Below are 18,912 nucleotides of genomic sequence, written 5' to 3'. Positions count from 1 at the left end.
GCTCCCGGGTATGGCCCGTACCACACGATGCGCCGAGGAGTGACAGCAAGAATCAATGGCACTGCGCGGTAACCTCAAGGACTTCAGCCTTCCCGATGTCTTCCAGCTCGTTCAGTTGAGCGGGAAGACCGGTGTGCTGCGCATTGTCGGATCCGAAGCCGAGGGCAGCATCTGGTTCCGCGAAGGCGACGTCTTCTTCGCGCAGTCCAACTGGCGTCGCGAGCAGTTGGGCGAACGCCTGGTGAGCGCGCAACGGATCACGCCTGCGGCGCTCGCGCGGGCGCTTGAGGCCCGTGAGGCGGAGGGCGAGGGCGGACGTCGCCTGGGCCAGATCCTGGTTGGAGAGGGCTACATCACCCAGCAGGTGCTCGAGACGTTCGTCCAGGAGCAGATCCAGGACACCATCTTCGACCTGATGCGATGGGACGAAGGGGAGTTCGACTTCGAGGTCCTGCCCGAGGTCGTGCATGAGGACATCGGTCTCGCGGTCTCGGTCGAGAACATCGTCATGGAGGGCAGCCGCCGTCTCGAAGAGTGGCAGCGCATCAAGAAGAAGGTGCCCTCCACCGACATGGTGTTCAAGATGGCCACGGCTCCGGGCGAGGGTACGTTCGAGATCTCGCTCAAGCCGATCGAGTGGGCGCTTCTGCTTCTGATCGACGGCACACGTTCAGTGCGCGAGCTGGCCGTCGAAACGCACAGCACCGACTTCGAGGTCGCTCGCGTTGTGTATGGCCTGTTCTCGGCCGGACTGCTGGAGGTCGCGGCCGACGATGAAGTCGAGCGGCTTCGCGCGGACCGGGCGCGACGTGAGGACAAGCGCGCCATCCTTGAGGCCGACCGCGCTGCGCGCGATGCCGAACAGCAAGAGGAGGCTCTCGAGCTCGAGGCGAAGCTTGCGGCCGACGCCGAGGCCCGACGCGAGGAGACCTCCCAGGAGGCTGCAGCCGAGGCGTCTGTCGCGCAGAAGGCGTCTGTCGCGGAAGAGGCGCCCGTGGCATCGGCTGAGCCCGAGGAGAAACCGGAACGCGTGGTCGAGGAACCCGAGTTCCTCGCCTCGGGCGCCGAAGCCCCGTCCTCGGACGACATGGCCGTCTTCGAGCAGATGATGGCCTCGGTCCTGTCGCCGCAGGTCGTGACTACTCCCATCGCCGAACCGGAGGCGGAGCCCGAGGTCGAGCCGGCACTCGAGGCGGTTCCCGAACCCGAACCCGAACCCGAACCCGAACTCGAACCCGAACTTGAGGCCGAACCCGAACCCGAACCCGAACTCGAGGCCGAACCCGTTCTCGAGTTCGAGGCCCCTGCGGTCTCCATGCCGGAGGCCGACGTCGAAGCTCTTCAGGAACTCATGGCTGAACCGCAGCCCGAGACTGAGTTCTTCATGGTGTCCGAGTACGAAGCGGTGCCGGTGGTCGAACCCGCTCTGGAGACTCCTGAAGGCGCCGACATTGCCCCGGAAGGGGAGCTCACGATCGCGGAGATCGAGGCTGCTCTTGCGGCTGAAGCCGGGATCTCACTGGAACTGGGCGTGCCGGAAGCCGAGCTGCCCGAACCGTCGGCCGAGGACGCGTTCGGATTTGGGGCGATCTCCGAGGCGGATCTCGACGCCATTCCCGCGCCGCCGGTTGCCGAGACCGAGGTAGCGCCGGCGGGGGAGATCTTCGCGCCCAGTGGTGACTTTGAAACGGATCTCCGGTCGCTCGGCCTGGGTGAATACCCCGAGGAGCTGCTCCAGCCCGAGCCGCCGGCTGAGGCTCGCCCGCCGATGTCCGAACTCGAGGGTCCATTCGATTCCGTGCTCGACTCTGAAGTGGAAGTGGAGGCGCCCGAGGCGCCGTTCGAGCCTACGCTCGAGGCAGCCGCGGAATCGGAGTATGCCCCACAGGTGGAGGAAGCGCCCGGCGATCAGGACCTGGACTCGCTGCTCGCATCACTCGAGGGGGATTCGGGCGCCGCAGGCCTCATCGCCTCGGAGACCGACTACGGTCCGGAGGCCGAGCCCGAAGGCGTCATCTCGACCGATGCCTTCCTCGCGGAGTTTGACGATGTCGGTCTGTCGGCAGGCCTCGGAGACGAGTTGACAGCGCTCACCGGAGGTGCGAGCGGACGGTCTCGTCCGGTGGCGACCGTCGCGAAGCTTCCCGATACGGGCGAGACCCACATGCTGCACCGCGACCAGATGGTCGATCGGACACTGCTCGAGAAGATCATCGAAGGCGTAGAGAACCTCTAAGAGGGACGGAGCTCTGAATGCAGTCTGTCAAAGTCGTGATCACCGGCCCGTTCAACGCCGGTAAGACGACCTTCATCAAGGCGGTCAGCGAGATCACCGTGCTCTCAACCGAGAGGCAGATCAGCGATAGCTCCGGAGAAGGTGCGGGCGAAACCACCGTCGCGATGGACTTCGGCCGCATCACGATCTCCGACGACGTCGTGCTCTACCTCTTCGGCACGCCGGGGCAGGAGCGCTTCTCGTTCATGTGGGAGACGCTGTCGGAGGGCATGCTCGGATTCGTGCTTCTCGTCGATGCCGACGATCGCGAGTCGTACGAGGATGCCAAGTCGATGATCACGTTCTTCCGCAATATGTCCGATGTGCCCTTCGTGGTGGCGGCGAACAAGGTGTCCGCCACCGACATGAAGACGCTCCGGGCGGTGCGCAACGCTATCGAACTCGATGATGAGATCCCGCTGCTCCCGGTCGACGCGCGCGAGAAGGAGAGTGTCAAGGCGGTGCTGCTCGGGCTGCTCTATCGGATCCTCGACAGCATGAACTGACGGCGGTGGACGAGCGCTACTACATGCTCGCCGGGCTGGGACTGCTCCTGGTCGTTCTCGTCATCTACTTTGCGGTCGCGCTCGCGCGGTACCGGTCGGCGGTTCGGCGCGCGCGGGGCGTGAAGCCCACTGCAGACAGCGAGGGCGAGGAGCGCTACCTCGCGTCGTCCGCCGAGCATGCAGAGGACGTGTTCTCCATGCCGGTGGCCGAGGTGCCCGGGGTCTTGGGCGTGCCCGACGCAGCCGTGGCGCAACCTCACGAGTTCGCGCTTCCGGAGATCCATCCCGTCGGTGGGACCGTGACGGCGCCGCCCATCACCGAGACGACCTTCTTCGCCGAGCCACGCTGGGAATCGCAGCCCGCGCCGGTGCCCGCACCCGAGCCCGCACCTGCACCCGAGCCCGAGCCCGAGCGCGAGCCCGCACCCGAGCCTGCACCCGAGCCCGCGCCCGAGCCCGCACCCGAGCCCGAGCCGGTGCCCGAGCCTGCACCCGAGCCCGCACCCGAGCCGGCACCCGAGCCTGCACTCGAGCCCGAGCCCGAGCCCGAGCGCGAGCCCGCACCCCTCCCGGGCTACTCGCTCGCAGACGATCTCGAGCGGCTGATGGCGGCTGCCGAGCAGGCAGCGCCGCTGATGACCGCAGATGAACATGACGCGGTCGTGACGCCGTCCGTGCCAGCACCCGCAGAACCCGACTTCACGCCGGCGATCCCGCCGCTCTCGCCGCCCCCTTCGGTGGGGCAGGTCCTGTCATCCCCGGCCGCGACCGCGCCAGGCCACACGGTGCCCATCTTTGAGCCTGAGCCAGCAGCTCCTGCTTCAGCCGCGATCAATCCAGCGGCAGTGGTCACATCGACCCCCGTGCCGCCCGCACCCGCGCGGCCGGCACCCGCCGCGACAGCGCCGTCGGCCGCCGAGTACGCGCTCGTCGCCCCAGTCGAACTGCACTTCACCGGCGGCAGCGGGCGGATCGGCGTCAAGCCGGGCACGCGCAGCTTCGCTGAGTTTCAGCGGCTTGCCGGTATCCTGCTCCAGGACCTGCGTACTGCCAGAGGCTGGTAGTCCAAGCCCGGCGTTGCGTCTGTCGCGCTCCTGGTCATCTGTCGTACTATCGTTGCGGAGGCGCGTCCGCGTCCCCTTATGATGGCCCGGACGGAGTGGTGCTCCAGTGGCGGAGGCGGGTCAGCGGCTCGGCGTGCTGCTCATGCGCGCCGGCATCATAACCGAGCGACAGCTCAACGACGCCCTCGAGGTCCACAAGGCCACAGGGAGTCCGCTCGGCCGTGTTCTCGTCGACCTGGGCTACGCCACCCAGGGTGGCATCCTCTCAGTGATGGCCAAGCAGATCGGCATCCCGTACATCGACTTCTCGGTGACGCGCCCCGACGCCAACGCCATCGCCGTCGTGCCCAAGGACCTCGCGACCCGCTATACGCTCATGCCGGTTGAGATAGTGAACGATGAACTTGTCGTCGCCATGGCCGACCCGCAGAACGTGCTGGCGCTCGACGACCTCCGCATCATCACCGGTTACGAGATCAAGCCTGCGATTTCCACCAAAGACGACATCGTCGCGACCGTACAGGAGTTCTACAAGGTCGCGGCGACCCTCAGCGAAGACGAGATGGGCGGTGCCGATGAGCTCGAGGGCATGTCGCTCGAGAACCTGACCGAAGTCACCGACGAAGCTCCGATCGTCAAGCTCGTGAACTTCATCATCAACAAAGCGGTTGCGGACCGTGCAAGCGACATCCACGTCGAGCCGCAAGAGAAGGACCTACGCGTCCGGTATCGCATCGACGGTGTGCTCCACGAGCTGATGCGCAGCCCTAAGGGCACGCAGGCAGCGATCCTCTCGCGCTTCAAGATCATGGCGGACATGGATATCGCCGAGACCCGCAAGCCGCAAGACGGCCACTGCGGGCTCACCATCGGCGGTCACAAGATGGACTTCCGCGTCTCCACGCTTCCCACCGTGTACGGTGAGCGGATCGTCCTGCGAATCCTGCGCAAGGACAACATCATGTTGCGTCTCGAGGACCTCGGCTTCCTGCCGTCGGCCCTCGAGCGTTTTGAGTCGTCGTTCCGGAAGCCGTACGGCGCCATCCTCGTGACCGGTCCGACCGGCTCCGGTAAGTCGACGTCGCTCTACGCCGCAATCAACGTGCTGAACGACCCGGGCAAGCATATCCTCACAGCCGAGGATCCGGTGGAGTACCGTCTACCCGGCGTCAATCAGATCCAGACGAACGTGAAGGCGGGGCTCACGTTCGCGCGCGCGCTCCGTTCGTTCCTGCGCTGCTCGCCCGACATCATCCTTGTCGGTGAGATTCGCGACCAAGAGACCGCGCAGATCGCCATCGAATCCGCGCTCACGGGTCACCTCGTGCTCTCAACGCTGCACACGAACGACGCCGCCGGCGCTATCACACGTCTCACCGAGATGGGTGTCGAGCCGTTCCTGGTGGCGTCCTCTGTGGACTGCGTTCTTGCACAGCGGCTCGCGCGTCGGCTCTGCCCGGACTGCAAAGAAGAGTACAAGCCATCCAAGCAAGTGCTGTTGGACGCCGGGTACCCCGAAGATAATCTCCCAGAGAAGCTGTTCCGCGGCAAAGGCTGCAAGAAGTGCGGCGGCACCGGCTACCGCGGGCGTCTCGGGGTGCACGAGGTCATGCTCGTCTCCGAGGAGATCGGCGAGCTGTGCGTGCGCGAGGCCACCGCCGAGGCGATCCGGGAGGTGGCGATCGAGCAGGGCATGCTGACGCTCAAGATGGACGGGCTCGAGAAGGTGCGGATGGGCCGAACCTCGATAGAGGAGATCGCCCGGGTCATCGTGTAGGACCGCCCCCAACCTGCCGATAACCGTACGTGTGGTATCGTCACGCTGTTAGTCACAGGCGGAAGGGGCAAGCGTCATGGCCACCGTGACCTTCAAGTACAACGTCCGCGACAAGACCGGCAAGGTCGTCAGCGGCAAGCTCGAGGGCGAGAACCGCGAAGCTGTTGCTACCAAGCTACGCCAGATGGGCTACATCGTCCTCGACCTCGACGAGGACCGCCTCGCCAGACTGAACAAGATCCAGTTCGGCACCACGGTCAAGACCAAGGACGTCACCATCTTTTCGCGGCAGTTCGCCACGATGATCAACGCCGGCCTGTCGCTCACCAAGTGCCTGAGCATACTGGGTGCGCAGTCCGAGAGTCGCGAGCTCCGGGAGGTCATCGCCCAGTTGGGCCGGGACGTGGAAGCAGGCCAGTCGCTTTCCGAGGCGATGGTGAAGCATCCGAAGATCTTCCCGCCGATCTTCTACAACATGGTGCGCGCGGGCGAGACGGGTGGTGTGCTCGACGAGGTCCTGCTCCGGGTGGCGGATCTCTTCGAGGCGGATGCGAGCCTCAAGGGGCGCATCAAGTCCGCTATGACCTATCCCATCGCCATGCTCGCGCTCGTGTTGATCATTCTGGTCGCGATGATGATCTTCGTCGTGCCCACCTTCGAGAAGATGTTCTCGGACATGGGCGGCACACTGCCGCTTCCGACGCAGATCCTCGTGAACATCTCAAACGGCGCGACCAGCTGGCCCGGTCTTGTCGTCGTTGCGGTGATCATCATCATCGTGGTCGCGTTCAAGATGTGGGTCGCGACCGATTCGGGCCGATTCATATGGGACGGGATACTGCTGCGCATGCCCATCGTTGGTCCGTTGCAGCGCAAGACGGCGATCGCCCGCTTCACGCGGACCTTCTCGACGCTCGTAGCTGCGGGCGTGCCGATTCTCTCTGCCATGGACATCGTTGCGGACACGGCAGGTAACGAGGTTGTCGCCCGGGCGCTCAAGAACGCACGCGGTGCGATCAAGGAAGGCGAAACGATCGCCAAGCCACTCTCTGAGTCCCCGGTCTTCCCCTCGATGGTGGTCCAGATGGTGGCCGTGGGTGAAGAGACCGGCGCGCTCGACCAGATGCTGAGCAAGATCGCAGACTTCTACGACGAAGAGGTCAGCCAGGCCGTGGATGCCCTGACCTCCGTTATCGAGCCCGTCATGATGGCCACGCTCGGCGTGATCGTCGGTGGCATGGTCATCGCACTCTACATGCCGATGTTCCAGTCGATCACGCTCATCAAGTGATTTCGGCGAACTCCCGCTAAAGTCCCCGTTCCGGTTGCCGATACTTATTGCAGCGGGCGATTGCCCGCGGAGATCCGCTAGTGGAAAGGGAGGTGAACATCAATGCGGATGTTCAAGAAAGAGGAGGGCTTCACCCTCGTCGAGCTCATGGTCGTCGTTCTGATTATCGGTATCCTTGTTGCTATCGCCATTCCGGTCTTCAATGCAGCTCAGGATTCAGCTCGCAAGAGCGCCTGCCAGAACAACCTGCGTGTTCTTGACGGTGCGACCCAGCAGTACCTTGCGGCCGACCCCGACAACGCTGTTGACGACGTCGACGCCGATCCCGAGGCTGTCCTTGGCGAGTACGTCAAGGAGTGGGATCCTTTCTGCCCGGCCGACGCCACGAGTGAGTACTCGGTCGCGAGCGGCGACTTCACCTGCGACTTCGACACCGAGCACAACTACGAGTAGCGCTTGCGAGGTCGATTCGACCTGGCGAACGTGAGCAAAGGGCCGGCGGGCAACCGCCGGCCCTTCATCATGCTCGGCATCGACTGCGCTATCCTGGGCGCGGACAATCCACTCGATGAGAAGGCGCCCGATGACCGCGTACATGCCCCTCTGGTTCTTTGCGATGAGCATGGGGTTGTTCGGGCTGCTCTTCGGCAGTTTCGCGAACGTCGTCATCTGGCGCGTGCCGCGAGGGGAGTCCATCGTGAGCCCCGGCTCGCACTGCCCGCGCTGCGAGACGGCCATCGCCTGGTACGACAACATCCCCGTGGTGTCATGGATGGTGCTCCGCGCGCGGTGCCGCACGTGCGGTGAGTCCATTGCGGTGCGCTATCCGCTGGTAGAGGCGGCAGCAGGCGTGCTGTTCGTGGCTGCAGCGCTCCGCTTCGGTGTGTCAGGGGCGGCGATCGTAGCGGCGGTGCTCTTCTGGTTCCTGCTCGTTCTCTCCGTGATCGATCTCGACACCATGCGCCTGCCGAACGTGCTGGTCGGTGCACTCGCTGGCGTCGGGGCGGCGGCTGCGATCGCCGGGCAGATCTCCGGGCTGCACCTGGCGCCATTGGTGGGAACAGCCGCATCGGGGTGGCTGTCCGAGCCTGTCCCGGCCGCCCTGCTCGGGGCGGCGATCGGGGTCGCATTGCCCGGGGGACTTGCGGCGCTGTACGGGCTCGTGCGACACAAGCGGGGTCTGGGCATGGGCGATGTCAAGCTTCTCGCCGTACTCGGAATCTTCGTCGGCCCGTATGTGGTGATGTGCATGTTCATCGGCAGCCTGCTTGGCCTCGTGGCGGGGCTCGCAGCAGCACGAGGTCGCTCAGCGGCAGACACGCGCATACCGTTCGGCCCGTGGCTGGCAGCCGGCTGCGTCCTGACCGTGCTTGCCGGTCCCGCATTGTGGGTGTGGTACCTGGGCATCGTCGGCCTGGCCTGACGGCTGGCGGGCCAGACAGGAAACGATGAGCGGCGTAAAGCCATGTGTGACATGTGCCGATACTGTCGCTGTCGGCTCGAGGCCGGTTATGACCCGAGCAGGCCAGACGACAAGCGGAAGTGATGCCGATGCGCGACATGGGCCGCAAGCATCGCGACGAGGGCATGACCTTCGTCGAGCTCATGGTGGTCGTCGCGATCATCGGAACGCTGGTGGCGATCACCGTGCCCGTCTTCAGAAATGCGCGGGCCAGCGCAACGAGAAGTGCGTGTCAGTACAACCTCCGCGTGCTTGACGGTGCAGCGCTGCAATGGCTGGCCGCCGATGCAGACCACGACGTCACCGCTCTCGGCAGCACGGCCACCGACGCAGACGAGCTTGTGGAGTACGTGACTGATTGGGAGGCGACGATCACGTGCCCGCTTGACGCGACTCAGGAGTACAGCGTCGTGTCCGGCGACTTCACGTGCGGTGTTTGGGCGGACCACAACTACGAATAGTTGCGGCTCCGGGTCGTGTCGCCACAACGGTTGACGCCCGCAAGCCCTTCATGACCCGGTGTTAAGATACGGTTGAGCGTGGGCAACCGCATAAAGCATTGTGGCGAACCTGCCGATAGTGACGTTGACGGCGCATAGGGGCGACCGTCTGCATGACGTGGTTCGAATGGAAGTGGGATAGATGAGGGGCGTCTGGTACCGGCTCAACCGGGATGACGGCATGACGATCGTCGAGGTGATGATCGCTGCTGCCATCTTCTTCATCATACTGACGGCGGTGCTCGCGCTTGTCGGCCAGACCACGCAGATGGGCCTGCAGGCCAAGCAGAAGAACATCATGACCAACACCCTCAACGCATACATCGAGTCCGTGCACGCACTTCCCTTCGAAGATGTCGCCCTGATCGCAGACGGGGGCACCCTCGAACCGGAGCGGGTCGAGACCATCGCTGGCTACACCGTCACGATCAATCCGACCGTCACTGTCGTGAGCGGCAACACGGCGCTCAAGAACCTCCGGGTGGATATAAGCATCAGCGACCCGCGGGGTGTCGGAACGAGCACATTCACCCGGGTCGTGATACGCGACAGGACTCAGTTCCTCACGCAGGAGCAGAGCACTCCGATGACCGACCCGGCTGTCGAGTTCTTCGGGCTCACTCCCCCCAGCGGAACGGTGGTCTGGGGCTCGGAGTGGGAGGGTGGTCCGCTGTACCTTGACGTCAGGGCCGAGGCATCCGAAGGAAGGATCGTGAAGCTCGTGCGTATCTCCTTCGGAGGGCTTACCTGCGAGGATGCGAGCGACCCACCGAAGTCGGCGGTTTGGACGCCCGATGAGCAGTCCTGGACGTCCACGAGCGAACTGTTCACCTGGAACACGGAGCAGTTTGAACTCGTCGAACAGGCGGACGGCTCTTTCGAGTCCATGCCCTTGGTGACAGACGGCATGCGGACCATGCAAGTGCGTGTGACCGATGACGCCGGCATCGAGAAGACCGACGAGATTTACCTCCTGGTCGACAACTACGCGCCTCCGGCGCCGTCCGGCCTCGCTGTAACCGTGACATCCGCCCGGGCTGCGTCCGCCGTATGGTCCAAGACGATGGACGGTGACTACGGTGCTGACAGCTACGCACTCCAATGGGTCAAGCAGGGGGCGGGCCACACGGATGACGACATCTCGCCGTTCGGTCTATGGGGTGAAGCGGGCACCTATGAGTTGCCTGACGCCAGTGACCTCGCGGCGATAGATCCCTACGCGATGACAGTCGTGCCGTTCAGTCGCTATGCGGCTCGCGTCCAAGCCGTGAGTCCGAGGGACCTCGCGTCGGGATGGACAGAGACAACGCCTTTCGTATCGCGCCCGTTGTTGAGCGGCAACTACGTGGTTGTGCAGAAGTCCACCGGCAACCCCAAGTACTGGAAGGTCACCTCCACGCTCAGTGTGACGACGCCCACGTTTCCCACGACCGGTACGACCACATACGCGTTCTACCGGGTCGACGGCTCGACGCCCACGCTCATTCAGTCAGGCACATCAACCACCTGCACTGATGCGGTGCAGGTGAACGTGAACCCGAGCAGCAGCAACTTCCCTGCGAGGTCATACAGGGTTGTTGTCTCGTACACCCCGGATGGTTACGCTGGCGGCTCGCTGGAGCAGGCAACATCCAACACCGTGAGCACGATGTACAACCCGGCAGGGACATACGCATTCGCTGAAGGCACGTGGTGAAGATGGTGCGGCTGCAGCGTGACGAGGGGTTCACTCTTTCCGAACTCGTGGTGGTCATGGGTCTACTCAGCCTGATCATGGGTGCCGCATACGCGGGCTTCCAGATCGCGAGAAGCGGGAGCGATCTCAGCAACCAGCAGTCGCTGATGAGCCGCGAGATCGGGGCACCGCTGCAGCTCGCTGATCGCGTCATCACACAGGCGAGCGGGTTCGATACCACCTATCCGGGAGTGACCAAGTACCGCTGCGCCTTCTACACGGACCAAGACGCGGACGGGTACGCGGAGCGCTTCGTGATCGAGGTCTCGGGCACCAATCTGCTCGTGACGAACGAGGAGGCGAACGGCCGCGCACGCCAACAGGCCGTATGGTCCGACTCGAATGCGAACATCGCCGAGAACGTGGCCCTCTTCCGCTACTACGATGCGGATGGGGTCGAGATCACCGACATGGGCGAGGTGTCGCAGAGTGCGACGCACATCGTGGTCACGATAGTCGTGTCGTACGACGACACCACGCTGCAGGACGCCAGAACCGTGTTCATGAGGAATCACTGACGGAGCGCAAGAAGGAGCCGACCATGGATACGAAGAGGCGCGGTGTGCTGCACGACGAGAGCGGTGTCGCCCTGCTGACAGTGTTGGGTGTCGGTCTGGTCATCACGATACTGGCAATCGGCTCCTTCACGCTGGCAAAGCAGTCCCTGCATGAGGCGTCCCTCGTGGAAGATGATACGCAGGCGTTTCGGGCCGCTTCGAGCGGCATGGAGGGTGTGCTGTCCACCTTCAGCGAGGCGCAGGCCGTCACCATGCTCGCCGGCGAGCCGATCGAAGGGTCGACGCCAGACGGAGAGTATGTGGTGACGATCGAGGATCTACCGGACAACGAATGGGTGTTGACCTCGGTGGGCACAGGCCCTGACGGACAGATCGAGACGGTTCAGCAGAGGTTCTACTTCCTTGACCTCTGGAAGATGAACCTTTCGACTGGATCCGACTCGCTGATGAGTGGCTCCTCGGGCCTCCACGGCACATCGAGCATCGTCGGCCCGTTCTACATGAAGGGCGACCTTGAGATTCAGGCGAATATGGCGGTCCTTGAAGGACCCCTGTTCGTCAAGGACGGCATCATCACGGTGAAGAATCCGAACTCATGGCTAGGCATGGTAGACAAGCAGATCAAGGTGTACTGCGACGGTTCCCCTCCCAGCGGAGGGGTCTCGATCCCGCTCAATACGGGCACGGGCTCGGGTAAGGGCACCGGCATCTATGTGTCGAGCCGAGTGCTGAAGGTGCCGGACATCCAGCTACCGCCACTGACTCAGGCGAAACTGAACGAGTGGGCCGAGGCGGCCAAGCGCGAGTCGGTCGACAACATCATGGGCACCACGACGCTCTCGAATCTCGAATCGAGTGACGGCAGCGCCGACTCCTACGAGACCATGCGGCCTCCCAACACAGCGACATGGAGTCGCAGTAGGGCCAAGGCAGGATCGTCGCTTCCTTACAAGTTCATCGGCTCCGAGACCGGCGCGGTCAGCGACAAGGGTGAGGGGACGACGAATCTTGTGATCGGTGGCAGGGACTTCGGCTCATGGGGATCGGTGAGCACTGCCGACGGAGTATCGATCACGGGACCGGGGCCTGTGGGGGCCGTTTCGTATCCGGCCGACCGATGGGACGACTTCGCCTACGACGATACCCGCAACATCCTGTACATCAGTGGGACCGTCTTCGTGGACGGCGATGTGACCTTCAGCGAGGACATGCGCTACGTCGGCAACGGTACCATCGTTGCGAACGGCGACATCGTGCTGAATGGTGATGTGCTGCCCTACGGCACCAATGCGAACGGTGAGACGAATGAGTGGGCGCTGGGTCTCGTGACGCCGGGCAACCTGACCTTCACCAAGGGTGGCAACAACCCGATGGCGGGGACCAGCGCGGCCGACCGCGAGTCTCTTCGCACGATTCTTCCGAACTACGCAGGCGCGTTCTACGTCGAGCGAACAGCCACGTTCGATGGGAATAACATGCTCGTCCGGGGCACGGTGCTCGCGGGCCAGATGGAGTTCCCGTCCAACAACTGTCTGCTCGTGACCAACCCGCTTCTTCCCAGCTACTTGCCGGACTCACTTCCAGGCGCTGGCACGGGCTTCCTGTCGCCTGGTCTGTGGTCCAGGCTGTGAGGCCCGGCGTGTCTCGCGGCCTCCTGCTCTTGACAATATGGGATGCGGTGAGGTTGGATAGTGTTCGGCAGGCGTCCATGGAGCATGTGTGGGGTTGTGGTCGTGCTGCAGTTCGGTTCGAGGGGACAGCCGCAGTTGCACTAACAGTCGCAGTCTAGTCGCAGCAGTAGAAGGAGGACACCGTTGGGTTCCCTCTCCTTCGGTTCGAGCCAGAGCGCAGTCGGCCTGGACATCGGCACCGATCACGTCAGAGTCGCCCAGGTCAAGTCGACCGGGTCCGGCCCTGTCCTGACTGCATACGGGCGGGTCGACGTCCCGATGGGCGCAGTCGCCGACGGTGAGATCGTCGACGCCGCAGCCGTGTCCTCGGCGATCAAAGAACTGTGGCGGGTCTCCAGCGTGCACGGCAAGGATGTGTGCACGGGCGTCTCGAACCAGCGCGTGATCGTCCGCCTCGTCGACCTTCCGTTCATGGAGCGTGGCGAGCTGCAGAGCGCGATCCAGTACCAGGCGCAGGACTACATCCCGATGGCGGTTGAGGACTCGATCCTCGACTTCCAGATCATCGGCGACTACATGAGCCCGTCGGACGAGCACATGATGGAGGTGCTGCTCGTCGCCGCGCATCGCGAGATGATCGGCAACACCGTCTCGGCCATCGAGGGCGCCGGTCTCAAGCTTACGCAGGTGGACGTCTCGTCGTTCGCCATCGTCCGCGCGCTGATGGGCGAGGGTGGCGCGGTCCTGCCGGAGGACGAGGGGCAGGCCACAGCGATCGTTCACATCGCCGCGGGCATCACGAACATCGCGGTCGTAGAGCGCGGTATACCGCGGTTCAACCGCATCTCGTCGCTTGCCGGCGGCACCTTCACCCAGGCGATCGCCAACGTCATGAACATCGGTTTCGACGAGGCCGAGCAGCTGAAGATCCTTGTCGGTCTGCCGAACGTCGAGACCGGCGAGAGCGACATCACACCCGGTGTCAACCCGGAGCAGCTTCAGGTCGTACACCAGTCGCTCGAGCGCGAAGTGAACAAGTTCATCGCTGAGGTCAGACGGTCTTTGGACTACTACCTCACGCAGACCTCGCAGGTTCGAACGATCCAGAGGATCCTTCTCACCGGAAGCGGCTCGCAGCTTCGCAACTTCAGCTCATATCTCGAGAAGGGCCTGCAGGCGCAGGTGCTGCTCGGTGATCCTCTCGAGCGGATCAGCGTGGGCGGTTCGGCCACGCAGGCCGTACACGCTGACCGAATGGGTGCAGTCACGGCCATCGGCCTCGCACTGGGAGGGCTGCAGTCATGATGCGCATCAACCTGCTCCCTCCGGAGATACTCGAGCGCAGGAAGGCCGAGCGGCGCTTCGGCTGGATCATCGTCGCGGCGGTTCTAGTAGCGGTCGTGTTGGCGGGTACCTGGGCGTTCGCCCACTTCCGCCTGCAGGCCCGGCAGGACGAGCTGGCAGAGGTTCAGCAGCAGGTCCAGTCAACCAACGCTCAGGCAGCGCACCTTGCGGTGTTCGAGGAGCGAGCGGCAACGCTCGAGACTCGCAGGAGTACCGCCGCGCTGGCGCTCGATGGCCGGCGGAACTGGGGGAGGCTCTTCAGTGAGCTCTCCCTCGTCATGCCTTCGGACATCTGGTTGAACGCGCTGACCGCCGAGGAGTCGGCTGTCACGTTTGCGGGATGGGCGGTTGACTCGCCGACCGATTCCCCGGACGTTGGACACAAATCGATGGCGAAGTTGCTCGTGCGTCTCGCCGATCTCGAACAACTGTCCAACGTATGGTTGACCAGCTCTGAAAAGGGCCAGTTCGAGGAACAGCCGGCTATCCAGTTCACTGTGACAGCGGATGTCTCAGAACCCACTGCGGGGAGTGACACGCCGTGACGTGCCAACACAATAACCATCCGCGACGGTCGAGCCTGCCCCGCCAAGTACGCCTGACCCGATGCGGAGGACGCTAGCCATGGGCCGACTATCAGCCCAGAATCAGATGTACATCGCGATTGCTGTGATCACAGTGGTGGCGCTGGCCATCGTCTTCCTGGTCATAGTGCCCCTGTTCCAGGAGGCGACGGGCGTCGATGCCACGATCCAAACGGAAGAGGGCAACCTGGCCGCCGCGGAGGCGCTTCTGGCTCGTCGACAGAGCGCGAAGGCCCAGTCGGCGGCAGACGAGGTCGAACTCATGCGCATCGCGAATGAGATTCCAGAGTCACCTCAGCTCCCATCGGTGATCATCGAGCTTCAGGACGTTGCGAACGCGTCGGGGGTCGACTTGATTGCCTTGAAGCCTGAGGATCTGCAGGCCGGAAACGCGGAGACCGAAGGCGGCGTCTCGGACTATAGCGCAGTGCCGATCACCCTGACGCTCGAGGGCGATTGGGCCGAGTACATCGATCTCTTCCGTCGAATCGAGGCCCTGGATCGTGGCGTGCGCGTGGTGACCACGACGTTTTCCTACGTGCCAGAGACCGACACGGCGCCTGCGTACGTTGCAGCCACGATCGGCATCGAGGTGTACGTGATGGCCGCGGTGGAGTCCAAAGCCGCGCCGGAGGCCGTGCCGTCTGAAGCGACGACGCAGACCCCCTGACAGAGCGAACGCGAGGAGGTGACGACGGTGTCTGATGAGCTGAACACCCCCGGTGCACTACCGCCGGCCGGCGATGACGCATCCGGGAAGAAGCCCGGGTTCCTGTCAACGACCACCGGCAAGATCGTGGCCATCGTCGTCGGTCTTGGCGTGCTCGGGATCATCGCGGGAATCGCCGTTGCGATCGTGCTCTTCGTCTTCGGATCGCAGGCGGTGGACAGTCTCGAGGATCAGATGGGTGAGACGACCATCACCGAGACCGCTGAGTCTGATGGAGATAGTGTGGCCGTGCAGGCCGAGGCTCCGGCGACCGAAGTAGCGAACTCGGAGGTATTCACGTTCCGTGACGTCTTCATTCCGCTGCTGAAGCCGGTGCCGGACGCAACAACGACCACGACGGGGACGACAACAGACGGCAGCACCACGGGCGACACCGCGACCCCCACCGCGAACGACACTCTGTACCTCGATGGCGTCGTGACCCAAGACGGCGTGATGATGGCGGTCCTGCGCTACAACGGCGTGACCTACACACTGGGCCCCGGTGGCGTGATACCGAACTCACCATGGCAAGTACTGCGCGTGTCTTCGTCCAGCGTGACGATGCTCTATGGAGATGTGCAGGTCACCCTGTCGGTGGGCCAGGGCATCACGAAGTAGCCGCTCATCGTCTGTGTGAAGAGGTCCGGGCGTCGCTTCTGCGGCGCCCGTGCGCGTTCCGGTCAGGCAACCTGGGGTAGAATCGGCTGATGACGCGAGCGGGAAGGGGCGGGCGATGCGCTATACCACAGCGGGGGAGTCGCACGGGCGCGCGCTCGTGGCCATCGTGAGCGACGTTCCTGCGGGTGTGCCGTTCGTGCGTGACGAGCTCGACGCGGACCTTGCGCGGCGGCAGGGCGGATACGGGCGGGGCGGCCGGATGCGCATCGAGACCGACACAGCCACCGTGCTTTCGGGCGTCCGGTTTGGCCGCACGCTCGGCAGCCCGGTAGCACTGTTGATCGAGAACCGGGATGCGGCCAACTGGGCCGAGATCATGGATCCATGGGGAACCGGCTCGGGCGTAGAGCGCGTGACAGCGCCGCGTCCTGGCCACGCCGATCTTCCCGGGGTGCAGCGGACGGGTTCGGCCGACGTGCGGGACATCCTCGAGCGCGCAAGCGCGCGGGAGACTGCTGCGCGGGTCGCGGCGGGTGCCGTCGCCAAGGCGCTTCTGAGAGAACTCGGGGTCGCTGTGCGTTCATGGGTCGAGGCGATCGGCGGCGAGAGCACGGGGCCGCTCGATCCTGCATCGGTGGACGTGGACGTCGTCGCTTCGAGTGACGTCAGCTGTCCGGATGAGGCTGCGGCGGCGCGGATGCGCTCGGCGATCGACGCCGCGCGTGAGGGCGGCGAGAGCGTCGGCGGCGTGTTCGTCGTGGTGGCCGAGGGTTTGGTGCCGGGAATCGGCGACTACGCAGAGGCGGTGTCGCGCCTGGACGCGCGTCTCGCCGCCGCAGTCATGTCGATACCGGCCGTCAAAGGCGTCGAGTTCGGTGACGGCTTCGCCTGTGCGGCACGGCCGGGCTCTCAGGTGCACGACGAGATCCTCCCCGGCGATGGCGCGCCGCGCCGTGCGACCAACCGAGCCGGGGGCATCGAGGGTGGTATGTCGAACGGCGAGCCACTGGTGCTCCGCGCTGCGATGAAGCCGATCCCCACGCTCATGCGTCCGCTTCACACAGTGGACATCGCGTCGGGTGAGGTTGCCGATGCCGCTCGAGAGCGCTCCGATGTGTGTGCGGTCCCCGCGGCGGCGGTCGTTGCGGAAGCGGAGGTGGCGCTCGTGCTTGCCGACGCGTATCAGGGGCTCCTCGGCGGAGCCTCACTCGACGACATGACACGCTCGCTCGCCGCGTACAGGGCGAGGATCGGCTGGTGAACCACCTGTTCATCACGGGCTTCATGGGAGCCGGCAAGTCGACCGTCGGACAGCTTGTCGCGGCGCAGCTTGGCTGGCCATTTGCCGACACCGATGCGGTGATCGAGCGGCGCGAGGGCGCAACGGTCTCCCAGGTGTTCAGCGAGCGCGGTGAGGACGGCTTCCGGGCGGCGGAGCATGCAGCGCTCGAGTCGCTCGTCGCGCAGGAACCCTCGGTGATCGCGACCGGTGGCGGTGTGGTGCTGCGCCCCGACAACCAGGCGCTGCTCAAGCGCATGGGAACCGTCGTCTATCTCTCGGTCACGCCCGAAGAGGCGCTCGCGCGGCTCGGCGACGCAGGTGATCGCCCGCTGCTCGCGGGAGGCGGCCTGGCGGCTGCCCAGAGCATCCTCGAGCCACGTCTGGCGCTCTATCGGGCGACGGCCGATCACGTCGTTGAAACGACCGGGCGGACGGCTTCCGAGGTCGCCGAGGAGATGATCGCCGTGCTTCGCGGTTCGGAAGAACGTGTCGTGTCCGTGGGCACGGCCGCCGACGCATACGAGGTCCGGGTGGGCGCGGGACTGCTCTCACACGTGGGCGACCGCATTCGCGAGGTGACCGGGACCGCATCGGCTGCGCTCGTGAGCGACGCCACCGTGCATTCGCTGTACGGCGAACGCGTGGCTGCATCCCTACGGGACGCCGGCGTTCGGCTGAGCGAGCACGTCGTCCCCGCCGGCGAGCCGTCGAAGTCGTGGGAACGGGCGGGGATGCTGCTCGAGGAGTTCGCCCAGGGCGGCCTCGATCGCTCCTCCGTGGTGATAGCGCTCGGCGGCGGTGTGGTCGGCGACCTCGCGGGCTTCTGCGCCGCGACGTACATGCGCGGCGTGCCTCTCTTTCACGTTCCGACGACGCTTCTTGCGCAGGTCGACAGCAGTGTCGGCGGGAAGACCGGCGTGGACCTGCGCGCGGGAAAGAACCTGGCCGGCGCGTTCTGGCCGCCGCAGCTCGTGCTCGCGGACACCGAGACACTCCAGACGCTTCCCGCCGCCGAGTGGACGAACGGTCTCGTCGAGATGGCCAAGGCAGCGCTGCTGCAGGGCGGCGGGGCGCTCGACCGCTTCGAAGGCGCGCTCACGCCGCTGCTGTGGCGGGAGCCCTCGGCTGTTGCCGCGGCGGTCTGGGACGCTGTCGCGTTCAAAGCGAGCGTGGTCACGTCCGATCTTCGCGAGAGCGGAATGCGCGAGTGCCTCAATCTGGGCCACACGCTCGGTCACGCCCTCGAGCTAGTGACAGGCTATGGCACGCTCTCGCACGGTCTTGCGGTGGCCGAGGGTATGCGCTTCGCCGCCCGACTCGCCGAGAGCGTTTCGGGTGCGGCGGCTGAGACTACGGCTCGAACCGTAGGGCTGCTGGACGCGGTTGGCGCAGGGGAGGCGATCTGCACCGATGCGTTGGCCCCGCTGGCCGCGGTTCTGGCTCCTCCTGCAGTGCTTGCCGCGATGAAGTCGGACAAGAAGTCCCGCGAGGGCGCGGTGCGGTTCGTGCTCGTCAGGGCCCCCGGGCAGTGGCAGACGGAGGTAGTCTCCGACGAGATTCTGCTGGAAGAGCTCGGACGTTGGGTATCTCGTCTCGAGGGAAGGGAAGCCTGA

General features: G+C 64.8%; 17 protein-coding genes. All 17 read left to right on the top strand.

Translation table 11 applies throughout. The features are described 5' to 3' along the window. Positions 1-55: 55 nt before the first annotated feature. The 17 genes from Q7W51_09465 to aroB all read left to right on the top strand — a co-directional run bounded on the left by Q7W51_09465 (position 56) and on the right by aroB (position 18,912). Positions 56-2,236: a DUF4388 domain-containing protein gene (locus tag Q7W51_09465; protein ID MDO8848599.1), complete on the top strand. Its 2,181-nt coding sequence runs from the start codon at positions 56-58 to the stop codon at positions 2,234-2,236. Positions 2,237-2,253: 17 nt separating this feature from the next. Beyond that, positions 2,254-2,781, top strand: a complete 528-nt coding sequence (locus tag Q7W51_09460; GenBank protein ID MDO8848598.1) for an ATP/GTP-binding protein — start codon at positions 2,254-2,256, stop codon at positions 2,779-2,781. Between the two features lie 5 nt (positions 2,782-2,786). After that, the gene (locus Q7W51_09455; protein ID MDO8848597.1) at positions 2,787-3,845 is read left to right on the top strand and encodes a hypothetical protein; all 1,059 of its coding nucleotides are present in this window, start codon (positions 2,787-2,789) and stop codon (positions 3,843-3,845) included. Positions 3,846-3,987: 142 nt separating this feature from the next. Further along, positions 3,988-5,622, top strand: coding sequence for an ATPase, T2SS/T4P/T4SS family (locus tag Q7W51_09450; protein MDO8848596.1), 1,635 nt, complete (start codon positions 3,988-3,990; stop codon positions 5,620-5,622). 76 nt (positions 5,623-5,698) lie between these two features. Then, complete coding sequence (locus tag Q7W51_09445; GenBank protein ID MDO8848595.1) at positions 5,699-6,913, top strand: type II secretion system F family protein; 1,215 nt, start codon at positions 5,699-5,701, stop codon at positions 6,911-6,913. A 102-nt stretch (positions 6,914-7,015) separates the two neighbouring features. After that, on the top strand, positions 7,016-7,366 hold the full coding sequence (locus Q7W51_09440; GenBank protein MDO8848594.1) for a type II secretion system protein: 351 nt from the start codon (positions 7,016-7,018) through the stop codon (positions 7,364-7,366). A 130-nt stretch (positions 7,367-7,496) separates the two neighbouring features. Further along, a complete protein-coding gene (locus tag Q7W51_09435; GenBank protein MDO8848593.1) occupies positions 7,497-8,336 on the top strand; it encodes a prepilin peptidase in 840 nt (279 codons plus the stop codon). Positions 8,337-8,458: 122 nt separating this feature from the next. Further along, positions 8,459-8,836, top strand: coding sequence for a prepilin-type N-terminal cleavage/methylation domain-containing protein (locus Q7W51_09430; GenBank protein MDO8848592.1), 378 nt, complete (start codon positions 8,459-8,461; stop codon positions 8,834-8,836). Between the two features lie 181 nt (positions 8,837-9,017). Then, entirely contained in the window at positions 9,018-10,571 is a 1,554-nt protein-coding gene (locus Q7W51_09425) for a prepilin-type N-terminal cleavage/methylation domain-containing protein (protein MDO8848591.1), read from the top strand. A 2-nt stretch (positions 10,572-10,573) separates the two neighbouring features. Continuing rightward, on the top strand, positions 10,574-11,128 hold the full coding sequence (locus Q7W51_09420) for a prepilin-type N-terminal cleavage/methylation domain-containing protein (protein ID MDO8848590.1): 555 nt from the start codon (positions 10,574-10,576) through the stop codon (positions 11,126-11,128). Between the two features lie 23 nt (positions 11,129-11,151). Continuing rightward, a complete protein-coding gene (locus tag Q7W51_09415) occupies positions 11,152-12,759 on the top strand; it encodes a hypothetical protein (GenBank protein MDO8848589.1) in 1,608 nt (535 codons plus the stop codon). Positions 12,760-12,942: 183 nt separating this feature from the next. After that, complete coding sequence (pilM, locus tag Q7W51_09410; protein MDO8848588.1) at positions 12,943-14,064, top strand: type IV pilus assembly protein PilM; 1,122 nt, start codon at positions 12,943-12,945, stop codon at positions 14,062-14,064. Beyond that, a complete protein-coding gene (locus Q7W51_09405; GenBank protein MDO8848587.1) occupies positions 14,061-14,648 on the top strand; it encodes a PilN domain-containing protein in 588 nt (195 codons plus the stop codon). Before pilM ends, Q7W51_09405 begins: the two co-directional genes overlap by 4 nt. Before the next feature lie 79 nt (positions 14,649-14,727). Next, the gene (gene pilO, locus Q7W51_09400) at positions 14,728-15,357 is read left to right on the top strand and encodes a type 4a pilus biogenesis protein PilO (GenBank protein MDO8848586.1); all 630 of its coding nucleotides are present in this window, start codon (positions 14,728-14,730) and stop codon (positions 15,355-15,357) included. Between the two features lie 27 nt (positions 15,358-15,384). Then, a complete protein-coding gene (locus Q7W51_09395) occupies positions 15,385-16,017 on the top strand; it encodes a hypothetical protein (GenBank protein ID MDO8848585.1) in 633 nt (210 codons plus the stop codon). 115 nt (positions 16,018-16,132) lie between these two features. Beyond that, a complete protein-coding gene (gene aroC / locus Q7W51_09390; protein MDO8848584.1) occupies positions 16,133-17,278 on the top strand; it encodes a chorismate synthase in 1,146 nt (381 codons plus the stop codon). After that, positions 17,275-18,912 (top strand): 3-dehydroquinate synthase, encoded by a 1,638-nt coding sequence (gene aroB, locus Q7W51_09385; GenBank protein ID MDO8848583.1) that lies wholly within the window; start codon positions 17,275-17,277, stop codon positions 18,910-18,912. The genes aroC and aroB overlap by 4 nt, the downstream gene beginning before the upstream one ends.

Source organism: Coriobacteriia bacterium, from assembly GCA_030652115.1.
GTDB lineage: Bacteria > Actinomycetota > Coriobacteriia > Anaerosomatales > Anaerosomataceae > UBA6100.
This window is presented reverse-complemented; position numbering and strand designations above follow the sequence as displayed.

Excerpts from the sequence above, each read along its gene's own strand:
- Q7W51_09435 (MDO8848593.1), top strand. The coding sequence starts at position 7,497 with ATGACCGCGTACATGCCCCTCTGGTTCTTTGCGATGAGCATGGGGTTG.
- Q7W51_09465 (MDO8848599.1), top strand. The coding sequence starts at position 56 with ATGGCACTGCGCGGTAACCTCAAGGACTTCAGCCTTCCCGATGTCTTC.
- pilO (MDO8848586.1), top strand. The coding sequence starts at position 14,728 with ATGGGCCGACTATCAGCCCAGAATCAGATGTACATCGCGATTGCTGTG.
- Q7W51_09440 (MDO8848594.1), top strand. The coding sequence starts at position 7,016 with ATGCGGATGTTCAAGAAAGAGGAGGGCTTCACCCTCGTCGAGCTCATG.
- Q7W51_09460 (MDO8848598.1), top strand. The coding sequence starts at position 2,254 with ATGCAGTCTGTCAAAGTCGTGATCACCGGCCCGTTCAACGCCGGTAAG.
- Q7W51_09445 (MDO8848595.1), top strand. The coding sequence starts at position 5,699 with ATGGCCACCGTGACCTTCAAGTACAACGTCCGCGACAAGACCGGCAAG.
- Q7W51_09405 (MDO8848587.1), top strand. The coding sequence starts at position 14,061 with ATGATGCGCATCAACCTGCTCCCTCCGGAGATACTCGAGCGCAGGAAG.
- Q7W51_09450 (MDO8848596.1), top strand. The coding sequence starts at position 3,988 with ATGCGCGCCGGCATCATAACCGAGCGACAGCTCAACGACGCCCTCGAG.
- Q7W51_09415 (MDO8848589.1), top strand. The coding sequence starts at position 11,152 with ATGGATACGAAGAGGCGCGGTGTGCTGCACGACGAGAGCGGTGTCGCC.
- aroC (MDO8848584.1), top strand. The coding sequence starts at position 16,133 with ATGCGCTATACCACAGCGGGGGAGTCGCACGGGCGCGCGCTCGTGGCC.
- Q7W51_09420 (MDO8848590.1), top strand. The coding sequence starts at position 10,574 with ATGGTGCGGCTGCAGCGTGACGAGGGGTTCACTCTTTCCGAACTCGTG.
- Q7W51_09430 (MDO8848592.1), top strand. The coding sequence starts at position 8,459 with ATGCCGATGCGCGACATGGGCCGCAAGCATCGCGACGAGGGCATGACC.
- Q7W51_09425 (MDO8848591.1), top strand. The coding sequence starts at position 9,018 with ATGAGGGGCGTCTGGTACCGGCTCAACCGGGATGACGGCATGACGATC.